Below are 14,942 nucleotides of genomic sequence, written 5' to 3' on the forward strand. Positions count from 1 at the left end.
CTTAACGTTCCTTCTCTGTCATGACGGAAGTGGTGTGCCCCGGATTGCCGGCAGCGGGCGCCGCGTGGCGGGCATAGCGCTCTATGATGGGTTTTTGCTTGGCCAGCGCCCGGTCGACCAGGCCGGGCAGCAGGCCGTTGAGCCGCACGAACAGCTTCTCCGGCCAGCCGAGCCAGCTGCGGCGGGTTTCGTTGCACAGGGCGATGACGGCCTCCTCGGCCACGTCCTGCGGGCTGTCGGTGTGGGTGCCGAGCTCGGCATTCATCTCGTAGGCCGCCTCCGAGTTGAGGCGGGTACGGGTGGCGCGGGGGGCAAAGTGCAGCACCTGGATGCCGGTGCCCTCCAGCTCGCGGCCGAGCGCCTCGCTGAAGCCGCGCAGGGCGAACTTGCTGGCGCAATAGACGCTGTAGCCGGCGTAGCCGATGGCGCCGAAGCTGGAGCCGACGTTCATGATCACCGCTGGTTTGCGCAGGCGGGGCAGCAGCATGCGGGTGAGCTGGATCGGTGCCTCGACGTTGAGCAGCAGCTGGCGCTCCACCTGCTCGCTGCTCTGATCCTCCAGCCAGGCAAACTGGTTGCAGCCGGCGTTGTTGATCAGCACGTCCAGCCCCTCGTCCAGCGCCGGGTGCTGCAACAGTTTGGCCCGCTCCTGAGGCGAGCCCAGATCGGCGATCACTGTCTGGTGGCGCTCCGGGTGCGGCAGCTCCTTGCGAAGCCGCTCCAGCGCACTGGCCCTGCGTCCGTGCAGCAACAGGTGTGCCCCCTGGGCCGCCAGCTCCTGAGCCAGCGCTTCGCCGATCCCGCCGCTGGCGCCCGTGAGCAGCACGAGTTTTCCTTCAAGCTTCATGATGTCTGGTTTTCCGTCAGTTGATAGAGCATGTCGGCGTAGAGGCGGTAGACCACCTTGGCCGAGTGAATGATGGCTGCCTGATCGGCCGGAGCTTCGACCCGGTTCATCAGGGATTCGAAGAACTTGAGGTGCTCCTGATCCAGCGCTCCGTGGGAGCTCAGGTAGCTCATGGCCTGGGGGGGCAGGCCGAGACCCGCCTTGAGCTGGTCGGCCACGGTCAGGGCGATGGCGACGCTGGTGCCTTCCAGCACCTGGACCATCCCGAAGAACCCCATGGGGTTGCCGCGTTGTACCTGGTCGTAGAGGAAGGCCACCATCAGCTCGATGGGCAGCTCGGGCTGGCCGTGGCGCACCGCCTCGGCATCGCCGCCGCAGGCGCGGATGTCGCTCAGGATCCACTCCTGATGGCCGTACTCCTCGTCGATGTACTCGGCGATGGCGCCGCGCACCCACTCATATTCCTGACCCAGCTTGCCGCCGGTGGCCATCAAGAGTGGCACCGTGTGGCGCACGTGATAGAAGGCCTGGGAGAGGAAGCGCAGGTAGATGTCGCGGGAGATCTCCCCCTTGCGGCACGCCTCTATGATGGGGGCGTTGAACAGATGCTCCCGGGCCGGGGCGGTGGCTTGTTGCAGCACTTGATAGAAGCTCATGAGGTCTCTCCTGTAAGGCATTGGCTGATCTGCCGGGAAAAGTGGTGATAAATCCGTTCGCGACGGGGGCGACCGTTGGCGGTCAGCAGCTCCGGATGCTGATCCAGCGCCACCGGCAGCCAGTGATGGATGCGGGCATAGTCGGGCAGGCGGTGATTGAGCTGCTCGATCTGCTGGGCCAGCTGGGCGTCGGCGCCGGGCAGTGGCTGGATCAGGGCGACGTTGGCCGGCTGGCCGTCGCCGAAGATCACGATGCGGACGATGGCCGGACAGAGCTGGGCCTCCGCCTCGACCCACTCGGGGGAGAAGTTGCGGCCAAAGGCGGTGATCTGGACGTTCTTCTTGCGCCCGGTGATGTGCAGATAGCCCTCATCATCCAGGTGGCCCAGATCGCCGGTGGCGACCAGTACTGGCGTCGGCTCGTCGCTGCCCAGATAGCCGAGCATGGCTGCGCCCTCCACCAGGATTTCGCCGTCGGCGGCGATCGATACCCGGCAGTGGGGCAGTGGCTGGCCGACGCTGCCCAGGCTGTGGCCGTCGGGGCCGTTGAGGGCCACGACGGAGCCGCACTCCGACAGGCCGTACCCCTCGTAGATCGGCAGCCCCAGCTTGCGGGCCCGGCTGATGAGCTCGGGCGAGACCTTGCCGCCGCCCACCGCGACGAAGCGCAGGCCGGCCAGCTGCTCGGCCAGCGCCGGGTTGGCGCTGCACAGGGCCAGCAGCAGGCGCAGCAGCTCGGGCACCAGCACCAGACTGTGGGTGGGCCAGCGCAGCAGGGCCTGGGCCAGGGTGGCCGGGTCCAGCTTGCTGGAGCCGGCAAAGCCGAGCTCCGCCAGCGAAGGGATGCGGCTGCAGGCGCCGGTGAGCAGCGGCACGTAGAGGCCGGTCAGGTTTTCCAGCAGGGTGGTGAGCGGCAGCAGGGTCAGGTGCTTCTCGACGTTGGCCGGGGCGACCCGCTCGGCCAGCGAGGCGCAGACCGCCATCATCTGGGCCAGCGACAGGCAGACGCCTTTGGGCTGCCCTGTGGTGCCGGAGGTATAGGTGATCTTGGCGGTGCCGGCCGGCAGCGGCGGCAACCGGGCAGGAGTGCGGCGCCACAGCGGCAGCTCGCCGACCGCCAGTTGCAGCGGATCGCTGGCCTGCCAGCCGGGGTGGTGGGGGCCGATCAGGGCGTCGGCGCCGCTGCTCTCCAGCAGCCACTCCTGCTGCTCCAGGCTGAAGAAGTGGGGGATCGGGATCACCACGATGCCGGCCATGGTGCAGGCAAGATCGATGAGCGCCCAGGGCAGGCCGTTGTCCAGCTGCAGCGCCAGCCGGCTGATCCCGGCCATCTGCAGACGGTCGGCCAGCGCTGGCAGCAGCTGCCACAGCGCCTCGTAACTGAGGCTGTGCTGGCTGCTGGCAAGAGCCGGGCTGTGGGGCGTCTGGCGGGCGAAGTAGGCGATTTGGTCAAACAGCATCATAAGGCGCTCCGGTGCGGGCAGTTGAACAGGGACGGCATGGGCGCCAGCAGCGAGAGCAGCAGGCTGCCCTGGGCCAGTGCCTGCCGTCCGATGCCGAGATCGCCGACCATCACCTTGGGCTGGCAGTGGTAATAGGCGCCCCAGGCGCTGGCGTCGTCCCCCACCTTGTCGGCCTGGGCGGGAGCCAGCTCGACCGGGGTGAGGTGGAGGCGGTGGAAGCTGTTGCGCAGCTTGGCGGTGCCGGTGAACACCACGTAGTCGAGGTCGTTGTCGCACAGCAGGCGGCAGAGCGCCGCAAACATCAGGCGGGCGTTGCCGGGCTCGCTGCAGGCGAGGTTGCCCACCTCGACGATGCGATCACGCCGGGCGGGGGCGCCGAGCCGGGTTTCGATGGCAGCCTCAATGGGCTGCTCCAGGTACTGCTCCAGATAGAGGCGCTCGCTGCCGGCCAGCTTGAGACCGCAGGCGCCGACCAGCAGGCCGTCGGCCCGGTAGAGGCCGAGCAGGCAGGGCAGAAAATGGGGAATGCGGGCGTTGAACTCCTGGCTGTAGGCGGCCTGGATGTAGCCCTGCAGTGCCATGACCTGTTGCGGGGTATCGGCCAGCGTCAGCCGATAGGGGGCTTGAATGTCGGTGGTCATGGATGGCTCCTTCTTGTCGATTGTCATCAGACTAAAGGGGCAAACTTAAGAAACCCTTAAGAGGTAAAAAATCTGTTTCACACAGAGTTAACTGGTTGAAAAGATAGGTAAAGCTGCGACCCGAACGCGGGGCAGCCGGACAAAAACCTTGTCAGCCGCCAGGCGGGCAGGCAAGCTGCGGCCACTTTTGACCGCCCCGCTTTCGAGAGGAGATGCCATGACCCCCTTATCTTGCCCGCTCTGCTGCGCCGCCGATGCCTATGAGTTGCCGGTGGCCGGCAAGCTGTACCATCGCTGCCGGGCCTGCGAGCTGGTCTGGCTGGATGCGGCCGAGCACCTGGATCCCGCGCGCGAGAAGGCGGTCTATGATGGCCACGACAACCAGGTGGATGATCCCCGCTATCGCCAGTTTCTGCAGCGGGCCTTCGGCGAGGTGCAGCGCCGCCTGCCTACGCCGGCCAGCGGCCTCGATTTTGGCTGCGGCCCGGGTCCGGCGCTCATCGCCATGGGGCGCGAGGCGGGCTACCAGATGGCGGGCTACGACAAGTTCTATGCCGATGAGCCCGAGCTGCTGGCGCAGCAGTATGACTTCATCACCAGCACCGAAGTGATCGAGCACATCGCCACCCCGCGCGCCGTGCTGGAGAGGCTGTGGGGTTGCCTCAAGCCCGGCGGCCTGCTGGTGCTGCAGACCCAGCGGGTGCTGGGGGACGAGCGCTTCCGGCAGTGGCGCTATCGCCACGATCCGACCCACATCGTCTTCTTTGCCGAAGCCTCGTTTCGCTCCCTGGCAGACTGCTGGCAGGCGCAGGTCGAGTTTCCCCACGCGGATGTGGCGGTCATCACCAAACCCTGAACGGGGCATTTTCATTTGGCGGCGGCTTGGGCATGCTGATGGCCTGATTGGCGGGGTTCGCTTGCCTGTTTCCCTGCATTGAGCCCCAGGCGCCGCCCGCCCCCCGATACCAAGGAGTGGTTCCTCATGTCGATTCCCCATCTTTCACTGCAGGATGCCCGTCATCTGCAACTGGCGGCCCAGGGCCTGCTGACGCCGCGCCGCGGCAAGGCGCGAGCGGCCGACCTGCTGGCCACCATTCGCCGCATGGCGCTGCTGCAGATAGACACCATCTCGGTGGTGGCCCGCAGCCCCTATCTGGTGCTGTTCAGCCGGCTGGGGCAGTACGACCCGCGCTGGCTGGAGCAGTTGCTGGCCGATGGCGAGATCTTCGAATACTGGGCGCACGAGGCCTGCTTCGTGCCACGCGAGGATTACCGCCTGCTGCGCCACCGCATGCTGGATCCCGCCGCCATGGGCTGGAAGTTTTCGGCCAACTGGCTCACCACCCATCAGCAGGAGATTGGCGAGATCATCGAGCGCATTCGCCAGCACGGCCCGGTGCGGGCGGCGGATTTTGAACGCAAGGAGGGGAAGGGCAACGGCTGGTGGGACTGGAAGCCGGAGAAACGCCATCTGGAGGTGCTCTTTACCACCGGTCAGCTGATGGTGCGGGAGCGACGCAACTTTCAGCGGGTTTACGATCTGGCCGAGCGGGTGATGCCCGAGTGGCGTGATGAGCGGGATCTGCCGAGCCTGGAACAGGCACAAAGGGACATGGTGCGGGCCAGTTGCCGGGCGCTGGGACTGGTCAAGACCGGCTGGGTGGCGGACTACTATCGGCTGCGGCGCGGCAAATACGACGCCCTGCTCCACCAGCTGGCGGACGAGGGAGAGCTGCTGCCGGTGCGGGTGGAGGGGTGGCAGCACGGCGCCTTCGTACACGCCTCGCTGGCAGACGAGCTGGCCCAGGCCCAGTCCGGCACTCTCAAGGCCAGCCACACCACGGCGCTGTCGCCGTTTGATCCGCTGGTCTGGGATCGCAAGCGGGCCAGCGAGCTGTTCCAGTTCGACTATCGCATCGAGTGCTACACCCCGGCGCCCAAGCGCCAGTACGGCTACTTCGTGCTGCCGCTGCTGCATCGCGGCAAGCTGGTGGGCAGGATGGACGCCAAGGCCCATCGCCAGCAGGGGATCTTCGAGGTAAAGAGCCTCTATCTGGAGGCGGGAGTCAGGGTGACCCGGACTCTGGCGCAGGATCTGGCCAAAGCGCTGCAGCGGCTGGCCGACTGGCATCAGACCCCGACCTTGCGCTACGGCGCCATCCCCGCGCCCCTGCTGGCCCTGTGGCAGGAGGGGGCACCCTGACGGGGAGCGTCACGCCCACCTGAACTAAGCTGCAAGGGAAGCGAAGGAGGGAGACGATGACGCGATCCATGTTGTTGCTGCTGGGATGGGGCTTGGCCGGGCTGGTGGAGGCGGCCCAGCCCGAGGTGCAGATCTGTCTGGGGGAGGGCAACGAGTGGGCCCCCTTTACCTACTGGGAGCGCAAGGATGGCGTGCCCGACACCCGCCGTCTCACCGGCTCTGCCACGACCCAGGTGCTCGAGGCCCTGAAAAAGCTCGGGTTGCCCTACAAGATCCGTTATCTGCCCTGGGCGCGGGTGCAGCAGGAGCTGGCCGATTATCGCCAGAACCGCTTGTGCGAGCTGACCTGGGATGCCAGCTACAAGCCGGAGCGAGCGGAATATGCCTTCTACAGCGTGCCGCTCTACTACACCCACCTCGGATTTTTCTACCTCAAGCGGCGCTTCCCCGAGGCGCCCGATCTGCAGACGGTCAATCGTTCCCGGGTGTGCGGGGTGATCGGCTACAACTATGCCCCTTACGGACTGGCGCTGGAGCCGCGCCGGGTCAAGCAGCTGCAGCAGGCGCTGGACATGCTGGGGCGCGATCGCTGCGACTTTTTGCCCAGCGAGATTGAGCCGCTGATGAGCGGCATCGGCCTTGGCATCTACCAGAGCGAGAGCGGGTTGCTCAACCTCGCCCTGCCCAGCCGCAAGGGCTTCTATCTGCTGGTGAGCAAGGGGTCGCCACGGGCCTATGAGCTGGTGACCCGTCTCAATCAGGTGTTCATCGAGTTCCAGGACAGCGGTTACAGCGACGAGGTGATGCGCCGCTTTTTGCCGCCGACAGAGTGACGACCATCAACAACCGGGCCTGGCGCCCGGTTTTTTATGGTTGGGATGGGGGCCGCCTGGCGGCGGCTCCTTGCCGAGGAGGCTTTACCCCCGCACCAGACCGGGCAGGACCAGGGCTACGGCGGCGGCGATGCGCACGCGGATGTCGCTGCCCGGCGCCAGCAAGCCGAGCGCCATTTGGCGCAGCGGCTCCGCCATGGTCATCGCCAGCAGCAGGTCGCTGGTCTGGGCGGTGTCCAGCTCGCGCAGCCAGCCCAGTTGCTGCTGGCGCTGCAACCAGCTGGCCAGGGTCGCCCTGCCGCGGGCAATGCCGTTCTCCTGATAGGCCGCCAGCAGGGTATCGCGCCCCGCGAACTCATGCTGCAGCAGCCGGAACATGCCCACCGCCTGTGCGCTCAGCACCTGGCTGGCAATGGCTTGCAAGCCCTGCTCCAACATCTCCCCCAGCGCGCCTGGGTGAGCGGCATCCTGCTCGAAGGCCGGCTGAAAGGCATCGGTCCAGCTGCGCACCGCCTGCGCCACCAGCTCGTCACGGTTGGCGGCAAAGCGGTAGAGGGTCTTCTTGGCAACCCCCGCCTGTTTGGCCACCGCATCCACGGTCGCGGCGCCGTAACCCCCCTTGAGCAACAAGGTCAGCGTCGCCTCGGCCAGGGCGGCGCGCAGGTCGGCTTCCGGGGTGAGCGGGCGGCCTCGTGAGCGTGTTTCTTCATCGGTTTGCTGTGACATGATTGACTCCTGGAAAGCATTGACAGACCCAGCATACAGGCATAGCTTAAATTAGGAAACGAATTTCGTTTCCTAATTTATTGGAGTCTCATCATGGATACTTCCCCGTTGTTTGCCCCCTGGGGCGTCAATGACATTAATGAGTTGCTCAGGCCGCAGCCGCTGCGCCTGGAAATGGGCCTGACCCGCAGCACCGATGGCCTGCTGACGGTCGCCATCCGCACCGATCTGCACGGCTGCAAGGGGCGCATGCTGGATTGGTGGTTCACCTTCTTCGAAACGACCCAGCACATCAGGTGGTGGCACCCGCACGACCACGTCGAGCACCGGGGCTGGGATCATCACTGGAAAAAAGGGGAGCGCTTCGTGGGGGCCAGCATAGCGGCGGTGGAGTGGCTTGCCGAGCTGCCACCGGTGGCGGCCCGCCTCAAGTTTCATGGCGCCGAAGAGGTGTTCGCGTCGCAGCCGCTGCAGGAGGCGCGGGAGACACAAGCATTGTCTGCCGCCATCTGCGCCCGTATCGGCTTTGGCGACGAGGTGGTGCTGGATGAGCAGGGGGCGCCGCTGGATGGCGAGATGCTGCACCTGGCGCGCGATACCCCCTATGGCAGTGTGCTGCGCAGCCGCTTCCTGCTGGGCAAGGCCTGCGCCAATCCACTTGACGAGGTGCCGGACGAGGTAGGCTTCAACCTGATGCGCCACTGCTACAGCGAGTTCAGCTATCTGGCGCAGTTTTTGCCGTCGCTCTACTACGCGGAAAACGGCCGTGAACCGGCGCCGACGCTCTGGTGACGGGGCTGACAGTTGGCGCTGAATGTGGCTGAGTGTATTGGCACATCCAGGGATCATGCCCGCTATCAGGCTGCGGTCTGAGCCGCCGAGGGGCCATAAAAAAACCGGGCACTTGGCCCGGTTTGTCATTGCGTCAGGATGCGCTTACTGGAATACCAGTACCATCAGCAGACCCAGAGTGATGGCGGACACCAGGAAGGCGAAGCCATAGAACACATAGTGGTGCAGCTTGGTGGTGTGGATCCCCAGATCATGCAGGCCGTGGTAGATGCGGTGCATGCCGTGCCAGATGGGCAGGGCGATGATGACCAGCAGGATGCAGGCACCCCACCAGGAGCTGGCGAACTCGAGTGCGCGTTCGTAGCTCATGGTCTCCACGTCCATGATGCCCATGGGCACCAGCAGACCGGTGATGAGGACAATGACCGGCAGCAGCATGGCAACCACCATGCCGCCGGCACCAAACAGTCCCCAATATATAGGCTCGTCAGAACGTCTCATATTTTTTCCTCAAATCATGATTGAGAGATCGTGGCCAACGTTTCTGAGTGACAGCCCGGCACCAAACAGGCACCAATAACTGGGTTCGTCAGAACGTCTCATGGTTTTCTCCTCAGGCCACGATGATCAGGACAAGCAGGGATACCACCGCCAGCGCCACATACTGGGCGATGACGATCGGCTTCTCCGGCACCAGGTCTTCGCCACGGAAGATGCGCATGGCTTTCGGGGCCAGTGCGAACCAGGTCTTGGCGTGGAACAGGCAGGCTGCCAGGGCGATGACATGGAACAGGATGGCGATCGGGCTTTGCAGGGATTCCAGCCAGCCGTTGAACGCCTCCTGACCCTGTACCAGCCGCAACAGACCCCACATCAGCACGATGGCGTAGATGGAGACGAAGATGCTGGTGCCTTCGCGGATCATGTAACCGGTGTAGAAGGCATTCTTCAGCCACCAGTCTTTCTTCATTTCGCGGACGTAAGGCTTACGTTTGCTATTGGTGTTGTTCATGGTCTCATTCCTGATCTCAATCTGGCTTGAACATGGCGATCATGTAGTCCTTGGCGCTCTCGACCTTGCCAAGCTGGATGGCCGCCGCCGGATCCACGCCTTTCGGGCACACTTCGGAGCAGTAGCCCACGAAGGTACAACCCCAGACGCCCTCGTCCTGGCTGATGATCTTCATCCGCTCTCTGGACGCGCTGTCGCGGTTGTCGGCGTTGTAGCGATAGGCCAGCGCCAGTGCTGCCGGACCGGTGAACTTCTTGTTGATGCCATATTGCGGGCAGGCCGCATAGCACAGACCGCAGTTGATGCACATGGAGAACTGGTGATACTTCGCCATGTCAGCTGGGGTCTGGGTGTACTCGCCGTCGCACAGGCTGCGCGGCTCGGCCGGGATGATGTACGGCTTGATGCTCTCCAGCTTCTCGATGAAGTCGGACATGTCGACCACCAGATCGCGCTCGATCGGGAAGTTGTTGAGCGGCTCGATAGTCATCTTGCCCGGCAGGTAGTCGCGCAGGAAGGTCTTGCAACCCAGCTTGGGAATGCCATTGACCATCATGCCGCAGGAGCCGCAGATCGCCATCCGGCAGGACCAGCGGAAGCTCAGGGTAGAGTCCAGATGATCCTTGATGTATTGCAGCGCATCCAGCAGGGACATCTCTTTGAGGTAGGGCACCTGGAAGGTCTGCATCCAGGGCTCGTTATCCTGCTCGGGACGGTAGCGCAGGATTTCAATTTCGATCATCTCAGCCATTCTTCTTAGCCTCGTCTTGTTTCTCACCCTCGGAACCGTATACGCGTTTCGCCGGTTGGGATTTAGTGATCTTCACATCGGAGTAATCGATGGTCGGGGCCCCTTCGCCGTTGTAGAAGGAGAGAGTGTGCTTGAGGAAGTTCACGTCATCACGCTCTTCGTAACCGTCCAGACGCTGGTGGGAACCGCGGGACTCTTTCCGGTTGAGGGCGGAGTGCGCCATGGCTTCGGCCACGTCCAGCATGTAGCCCAGTTCGATGGCGTACAGCAGGTCGGTGTTGAAGACCGAGGACTTGTCGTTGATCTTGATCTTCTTGTAACGGGCTTTCAGCTCGTTGATCTTGTCGATGGTGCCTTGCATCAGCTCTTCGGTACGGTAGATACCGACCCCGGCTTCCATGGACATGCCCAACTCGTTGCGGATATCGGCCGGGTTTTCGGTGCCGTCGATATCGAGCAGGGAGAGGTGCTGCTTGATCAGCGCCTCGGCCTTGGCGGCCAGTGCCTGGGTGTTGCCGTGTTGCTGGGTCTTGGCAAACTCACCGGCGTGCTCGCCGGCTACCTTGCCGAATACCACGATCTCGGACAGGGAGTTGGAACCCAGACGGTTGGCGCCGTGCAGACCGACGGAGGCACACTCGCCCAGGGCGTACAGACCCGGCATGCGGGTGGCGCACTGACCGTTGGTCTCGATGCCGCCCATGGTGTAGTGGGCAGTCGGACGGACCGGGATCGGCTCTTTCACCGGATCCACACCCACGTAGGCCTTGGCCAGTTCGCAGATGAACGGCAGACGCTCTTTCAGGTACTTCTCGCCGAGGTGGCGCAGGTCGAGGTGAACCACATCGCCCATCGGGCCCTGGATCACGCGGCCTTTTTGCTGCTCCTGCCAGAAGGCCTGGGAGAGACGGTCGCGCGGGCCCAGCTCCATGTGCTTGTTCTTCGGCTGGCCGACCGGGGTTTCCGGGCCCAGACCGTAGTCTTGCAGGTAGCGGTAGCCATCCTTGTTGAGCAGGATGCCGCCTTCACCACGACAACCTTCGGTCATCAGGATGCCGGTGCCCGGCAGGCCGGTCGGGTGGTACTGCACGAACTCCATGTCGCGCAGCGGCACGCCGTGGCGGTAGGCCAGCGCCATGCCGTCACCGGTGACGATGCCACCGTTGGTGTTGTAGCGATAGACACGGCCGGCGCCACCGGTGGCCAGAATGACGGATTTGGCCTGGATGAAGCGGGTGATGCCGTTCTGGATGTCGAAGGTCAATACGCCCTGGACGCGACCATCTTCCACGATGAGATCCATGCAGAAGTGCTCGTCAAAGCGCTTGATGGTCGGGTACTTGATGGAGGTCTGGAACAGGGTGTGCAGAATGTGGAAACCGGATTTGTCTGCCGCGAACCAGGTGCGGGGGATCTTCATCCCGCCGAAACGACGCACGTTGGCCTTGCCGTCCGGCTTGCGGCTCCAGGGGCAACCCCAGTGCTCCAGCTGGATCATCTCGTTGGTGGCATTGTTGACGAAGTAGTCGACCACGTCCTGCTCACACAACCAGTCGCCACCGGATACGGTGTCGTTGAAGTGGTTTTCGAGGGAGTCATCATCACGGACGACACCGGCGGCACCGCCTTCTGCGGCCACGGTGTGGCTGCGCATCGGGTAGACCTTGGAGATCAGGGCGATCTCCAGCTCCGGGTGGGCTTCTGCTATGGCGATTGCGGCACGCAGGCCACCGCCACCAGCACCGATGATGGCGACATCGGTCTTGATAATATCCACATCTGCCTCCTTAGGGATAGATTTGCTGGGCACGATTTTGCTCTATGAAAAAAATTCAGGCTTGATGCAAGTCAAACTGGTTTGTTTTAGTGCTTGGCAATGGTGACTTTTATCAAAATCACCCCATTCCTTGGATGAAAACGCCGTAATTATCGCCATCCTTCAGTTATCGGTATCAGCCGCTGTCATTGCTATGGTTATTTTAAGCTCAGGATTATACGTAGTTTTCTTTCAAAAAAATGAGAAACACCTCTCTTTTTAGGTATTACCCATAAAGTTTTTAAGTTTTTTATCAAAAATATTTAATAAGAATTATTCACGGATAGAACAATACTGTGCTTGAGTTCAAAAAACTAATCCGAATGTCGGCCTTGATGCGTTGCTTTATGACGAGATACCGTTTCGTATGGAGATTTCCATCCTCATAGTCCCGATGGTTGATGTGGTAATAACTATTGAAACAAAAGCATTTTTTCATAAAAAAAGGGGCCTGTGTGGCCCCTTTGATTTCGGTTGATCAGATCCGGAACATGCCGACCTGATTGCTCAGTTCACCTGAAATATTTTTAAGTTGTTCAGACAGATGGCGCGAACTGTCGGCATCGACCGCCAGCTCGTCCGAGACATCCTTGACCGCCTGGATGTTGCGGCTGACCTCGTCGGTCACCGCCCGCTGCTCCTCGGCGGCGCTGGAGATCTGGGTGGCCATGTCGGAGATCTGGTTGATGGAGGCGGTGATCTGCTCCAGTGCCTGGGTGGCATCGTTGGCATCTTCCACGCTGTTCTGGGCCAGCAACTGACCTTCGTGCATGGTGCTGACGGCGCCCTGGGTGTTGCGCTGCAGGGTTTCGATCATGCTGCGGATCTCGACGGTGGAGCTGTGGGTACGCTGGGACAGCACCCGCACCTCGTCGGCCACCACCGCAAAGCCACGACCCTGTTCACCGGCCCGGGCCGCTTCGATGGCGGCGTTCAGCGCCAGCAGGTTGGTCTGCTCAGCGATGCCCTGAATGGTGGAGAGGATGGTGTTGATCTCCTGGGCGTTCTTTTCCAGTTCCTGAATGATGCCGGAGGCCTGCTTGACCTGAGTCGCCAGATCCGTGATGGAGCGCTGGTTGCGGGCGATCACCTGCTTGCCGTGCTCGCAGCTGCTGGAAGAGCTGCGGGCCGCATCGGCGGTCTGCTCGGCGTTGCTGGCCACCTCCACTGCAGTGGCAGACATCTCGTGCACCGCGGTGGCGATCTGGGAGATCTCGTTTTGCTGGCGAGCCAGACCCTGGCTCGATTTTTCCGCCATGTTGTGGGACGACTTGGCTTGCTGGTTCAGCTGTCCGGAGGAGTTGGAGATGTCCTGCACCATCACGTGGATCCGGTCGATGAAGGTGTTGACGTGCTTGGCGACGATACCCACTTCGTCTTCACGCTCGATCTTGACGCGGCGGGTCAGATCGCCGTTGCCGCGGGAGAGATCGGCAATCGCTTCGCCCAGGGTTTTCAGCGGGGCCAGCGAGCCGTTGATGGCGACATAGGAGAAGCCGGCGACGATGAGGATGGTGAGCAGACCTTGCAGCAGGGCGGAGGTCACCATGCGGGAGACGGACTGATAGGCGACCGCTTCATCCACCACTATGCCGAAATACCAGTTGGTGTTGGGGATCTCGGTCAGGTCGAACACGCTGGGTTTGCCGCTGATATCCATCTCGGAGATGGTGTTGTCATGGGCCAGCTCGTTGACCTTGGCGGCGGTCAGCTCGGGGGAGATGGCGGTGGCCTGTTTGAGGGTCAGTTCCTTGTCCGGGTGGGCAATGATGGTGCCATTGCTGTCCACCAGGATGGCGTAGGTCCCTTCCGAGTTGATGGCCAGCACGTCGCGTACCAGGGCGTCGATGGAAACGTCACCGGCGATGACCCCCTCGGTATTGCCCCGGGTGAAGGGCTCGGCGATGGTGATGATCAGCTGGCCGGTGGTGATGTCGGCGTAGGGGGCCGTGATGACGAGCTTGCCAGCGGCCATGGCGTCCTTGTACCAGGGGCGCTGACGAGGGTCATAGCCGGCCGGCAGGTCGGTCGGCTTGCTCTGGATCATCTTGCCATCCTTGGTGCCGACGTAGACCAGGTCAAAGTTGCCGGCATTCATGGATTGGGCCAGATGGCTGATGGGTTCGTCCTCCTTGGCGAAGGCCTCCTTGGTGGAGGTGACCATGCTGATGCGGGCGTCCAGCCAGCGGGAGATGCCTTTCACATTGGATGCCGAGCTGTCGTCGATAAAGCTCCAGATCAGGCGCTGGGTTTCGCTTCTCAGCTGGGTGGTGTTGTACCAGACCTGCAGGCCGGTGATGACCAGGATAATGACCCCGATGGCGAGGACAAGCTTGTTCTTGATGGATAAGTTCATGTTTACATCCTTGTGAGCGTCAGTCTGCGATGTGTGGTTTTATTGTTATGGGCCAACACTGTATCGGCCAAAGTAGAACTTTTTGTATCCCGGTGCGCCTTTAAATTTATAGCTTAAATCAGCGGTTATCGATCTCCCCCTGGCACAATGAGTCCGTTTTTGGCCGGCGGCAGGAAGCGGTCCGGCCGGTTGGTAAAGATGCCATCGACGCCGATGGCAGCCAGCATCGCCTGATCGGCGGGTTCATCGACCGTATAGACCAGCACCTTGAGCCCGCGGTCGTGGGCATCCTGCACCAGCGACTGATCGACAAAATCCACGTCGCAGTTGAGCGACCAGGCCCCCAGCTCGGCTGCAAACTTGGCGAGGGTGAGGGGAATGGTGGATGTCAGCGCCCCCAGCCGGATGTCGGGGCGCAGAGCGGTAAAGCGGGCGAGCTCCGGGTGGTGGAAGGAGGAGACGACCCACTGCGTGGGCGCGAAGCCAAGCTCGGCCTCGGCACGTCGGGTCAGTCGGGCCACCTCGTCGGCTGTTTGTGCTCCTTTCAGCTCGATATGCAGCTCGGCTTGGCCGGCAATAGCCTCCATCACCTGCCACAGGGTCGGGATCCCTTCTCCCTCACCGGCATTCAGGCTCGCCAGATAGGCGTGCGACTGGGCCGTCAACACGCCGCCGCCGTCGGTGCAGCGCTCCAGCCGCCGGTCGTGGAACACCCACAGCTCGCCGTCGGCCAGCTGCACGTCGATTTCGATGGCCTCAGCGCCCAGCGCCAGCGCCAACCGGATGGCCTTGAGGGTGTTTTCCGGCGCGAGTCCGCTGGCGCCGCGATGGGCAATGATCTGCATG

General features: G+C 62.8%; 15 protein-coding genes. 4 read left to right on the forward strand and 11 right to left on the reverse strand.

The annotated features are described in order from the left end of the window. Position 1: 1 nt before the first annotated feature. From ACB032_RS01320 to ACB032_RS01335, 4 genes are read right to left on the reverse strand one after another with little or no spacing between them, the layout of a single operon-like run. Positions 2-847, reverse strand: coding sequence for an SDR family oxidoreductase (locus tag ACB032_RS01320; protein ID WP_060389965.1), 846 nt, complete (start codon positions 845-847; stop codon positions 2-4). Beyond that, on the reverse strand, positions 844-1,503 hold the full coding sequence (locus tag ACB032_RS01325; RefSeq protein ID WP_017409224.1) for a TenA family transcriptional regulator: 660 nt from the start codon (positions 1,501-1,503) through the stop codon (positions 844-846). Before ACB032_RS01325 ends, ACB032_RS01320 begins: the two co-directional genes overlap by 4 nt. Continuing rightward, positions 1,500-2,966, reverse strand: coding sequence for an AMP-dependent synthetase/ligase (locus ACB032_RS01330; protein ID WP_371137174.1), 1,467 nt, complete (start codon positions 2,964-2,966; stop codon positions 1,500-1,502). Before ACB032_RS01330 ends, ACB032_RS01325 begins: the two co-directional genes overlap by 4 nt. Next, on the reverse strand, positions 2,963-3,607 hold the full coding sequence (locus ACB032_RS01335; protein ID WP_024944211.1) for a thermostable hemolysin: 645 nt from the start codon (positions 3,605-3,607) through the stop codon (positions 2,963-2,965). The genes ACB032_RS01330 and ACB032_RS01335 overlap by 4 nt, the downstream gene beginning before the upstream one ends. A 217-nt stretch (positions 3,608-3,824) precedes the next feature. On the opposite strand from ACB032_RS01335, the gene ACB032_RS01340 reads away from it, so the two are divergent. The 3 genes from ACB032_RS01340 to ACB032_RS01350 all read left to right on the forward strand — a co-directional run bounded on the left by ACB032_RS01340 (position 3,825) and on the right by ACB032_RS01350 (position 6,643). Further along, the gene (locus tag ACB032_RS01340) at positions 3,825-4,463 is read left to right on the forward strand and encodes a class I SAM-dependent methyltransferase (protein WP_371137175.1); all 639 of its coding nucleotides are present in this window, start codon (positions 3,825-3,827) and stop codon (positions 4,461-4,463) included. Between the two features lie 126 nt (positions 4,464-4,589). Further along, positions 4,590-5,810 carry a winged helix-turn-helix domain-containing protein gene (locus tag ACB032_RS01345; protein ID WP_371137176.1) on the forward strand — a complete coding sequence of 407 codons (1,221 nt, stop codon included), beginning with the start codon at positions 4,590-4,592 and terminating at the stop codon, positions 5,808-5,810. 56 nt (positions 5,811-5,866) lie between these two features. Continuing rightward, on the forward strand, positions 5,867-6,643 hold the full coding sequence (locus ACB032_RS01350) for an ABC transporter substrate-binding protein (RefSeq protein ID WP_017409219.1): 777 nt from the start codon (positions 5,867-5,869) through the stop codon (positions 6,641-6,643). Positions 6,644-6,727: 84 nt separating this feature from the next. Here the strand turns inward: ACB032_RS01350 and ACB032_RS01355 are convergent, their stop codons facing one another. After that, positions 6,728-7,369 carry a TetR/AcrR family transcriptional regulator gene (locus ACB032_RS01355; RefSeq protein WP_371137177.1) on the reverse strand — a complete coding sequence of 214 codons (642 nt, stop codon included), beginning with the start codon at positions 7,367-7,369 and terminating at the stop codon, positions 6,728-6,730. 93 nt (positions 7,370-7,462) lie between these two features. Between ACB032_RS01355 and ACB032_RS01360 the strand changes: the two genes are divergently transcribed. Next, a complete protein-coding gene (locus ACB032_RS01360) occupies positions 7,463-8,161 on the forward strand; it encodes a DAPG hydrolase family protein (protein WP_371137178.1) in 699 nt (232 codons plus the stop codon). Positions 8,162-8,305: 144 nt separating this feature from the next. On the opposite strand, the gene frdD is transcribed toward ACB032_RS01360, so the two are convergent. From frdD to ACB032_RS01390, 6 genes are all read right to left on the reverse strand, one after another. Next, the gene (gene frdD / locus ACB032_RS01365) at positions 8,306-8,662 is read right to left on the reverse strand and encodes a fumarate reductase subunit FrdD (RefSeq protein WP_011706986.1); all 357 of its coding nucleotides are present in this window, start codon (positions 8,660-8,662) and stop codon (positions 8,306-8,308) included. A 112-nt stretch (positions 8,663-8,774) separates the two neighbouring features. Continuing rightward, positions 8,775-9,173: a fumarate reductase subunit C gene (locus ACB032_RS01370; RefSeq protein WP_371137179.1), complete on the reverse strand. Its 399-nt coding sequence runs from the start codon at positions 9,171-9,173 to the stop codon at positions 8,775-8,777. Between the two features lie 16 nt (positions 9,174-9,189). After that, on the reverse strand, positions 9,190-9,924 hold the full coding sequence (locus ACB032_RS01375) for a succinate dehydrogenase/fumarate reductase iron-sulfur subunit (protein ID WP_011706985.1): 735 nt from the start codon (positions 9,922-9,924) through the stop codon (positions 9,190-9,192). Beyond that, on the reverse strand, positions 9,917-11,701 hold the full coding sequence (gene frdA / locus ACB032_RS01380; protein WP_011706984.1) for a fumarate reductase (quinol) flavoprotein subunit: 1,785 nt from the start codon (positions 11,699-11,701) through the stop codon (positions 9,917-9,919). The genes ACB032_RS01375 and frdA overlap by 8 nt, the downstream gene beginning before the upstream one ends. Positions 11,702-12,218: 517 nt before the next feature. Further along, a complete protein-coding gene (locus tag ACB032_RS01385; RefSeq protein WP_371137180.1) occupies positions 12,219-14,096 on the reverse strand; it encodes a methyl-accepting chemotaxis protein in 1,878 nt (625 codons plus the stop codon). Positions 14,097-14,221: 125 nt separating this feature from the next. Then, a complete protein-coding gene (locus ACB032_RS01390) occupies positions 14,222-14,941 on the reverse strand; it encodes a glycerophosphodiester phosphodiesterase (RefSeq protein ID WP_371137181.1) in 720 nt (239 codons plus the stop codon). Position 14,942: the final 1 nt, after the last annotated feature.

The organism is Aeromonas sp. S5(2024) (genome assembly GCF_041403025.1).
Taxonomy (GTDB): Bacteria; Pseudomonadota; Gammaproteobacteria; order Enterobacterales; family Aeromonadaceae; genus Aeromonas; species Aeromonas hydrophila.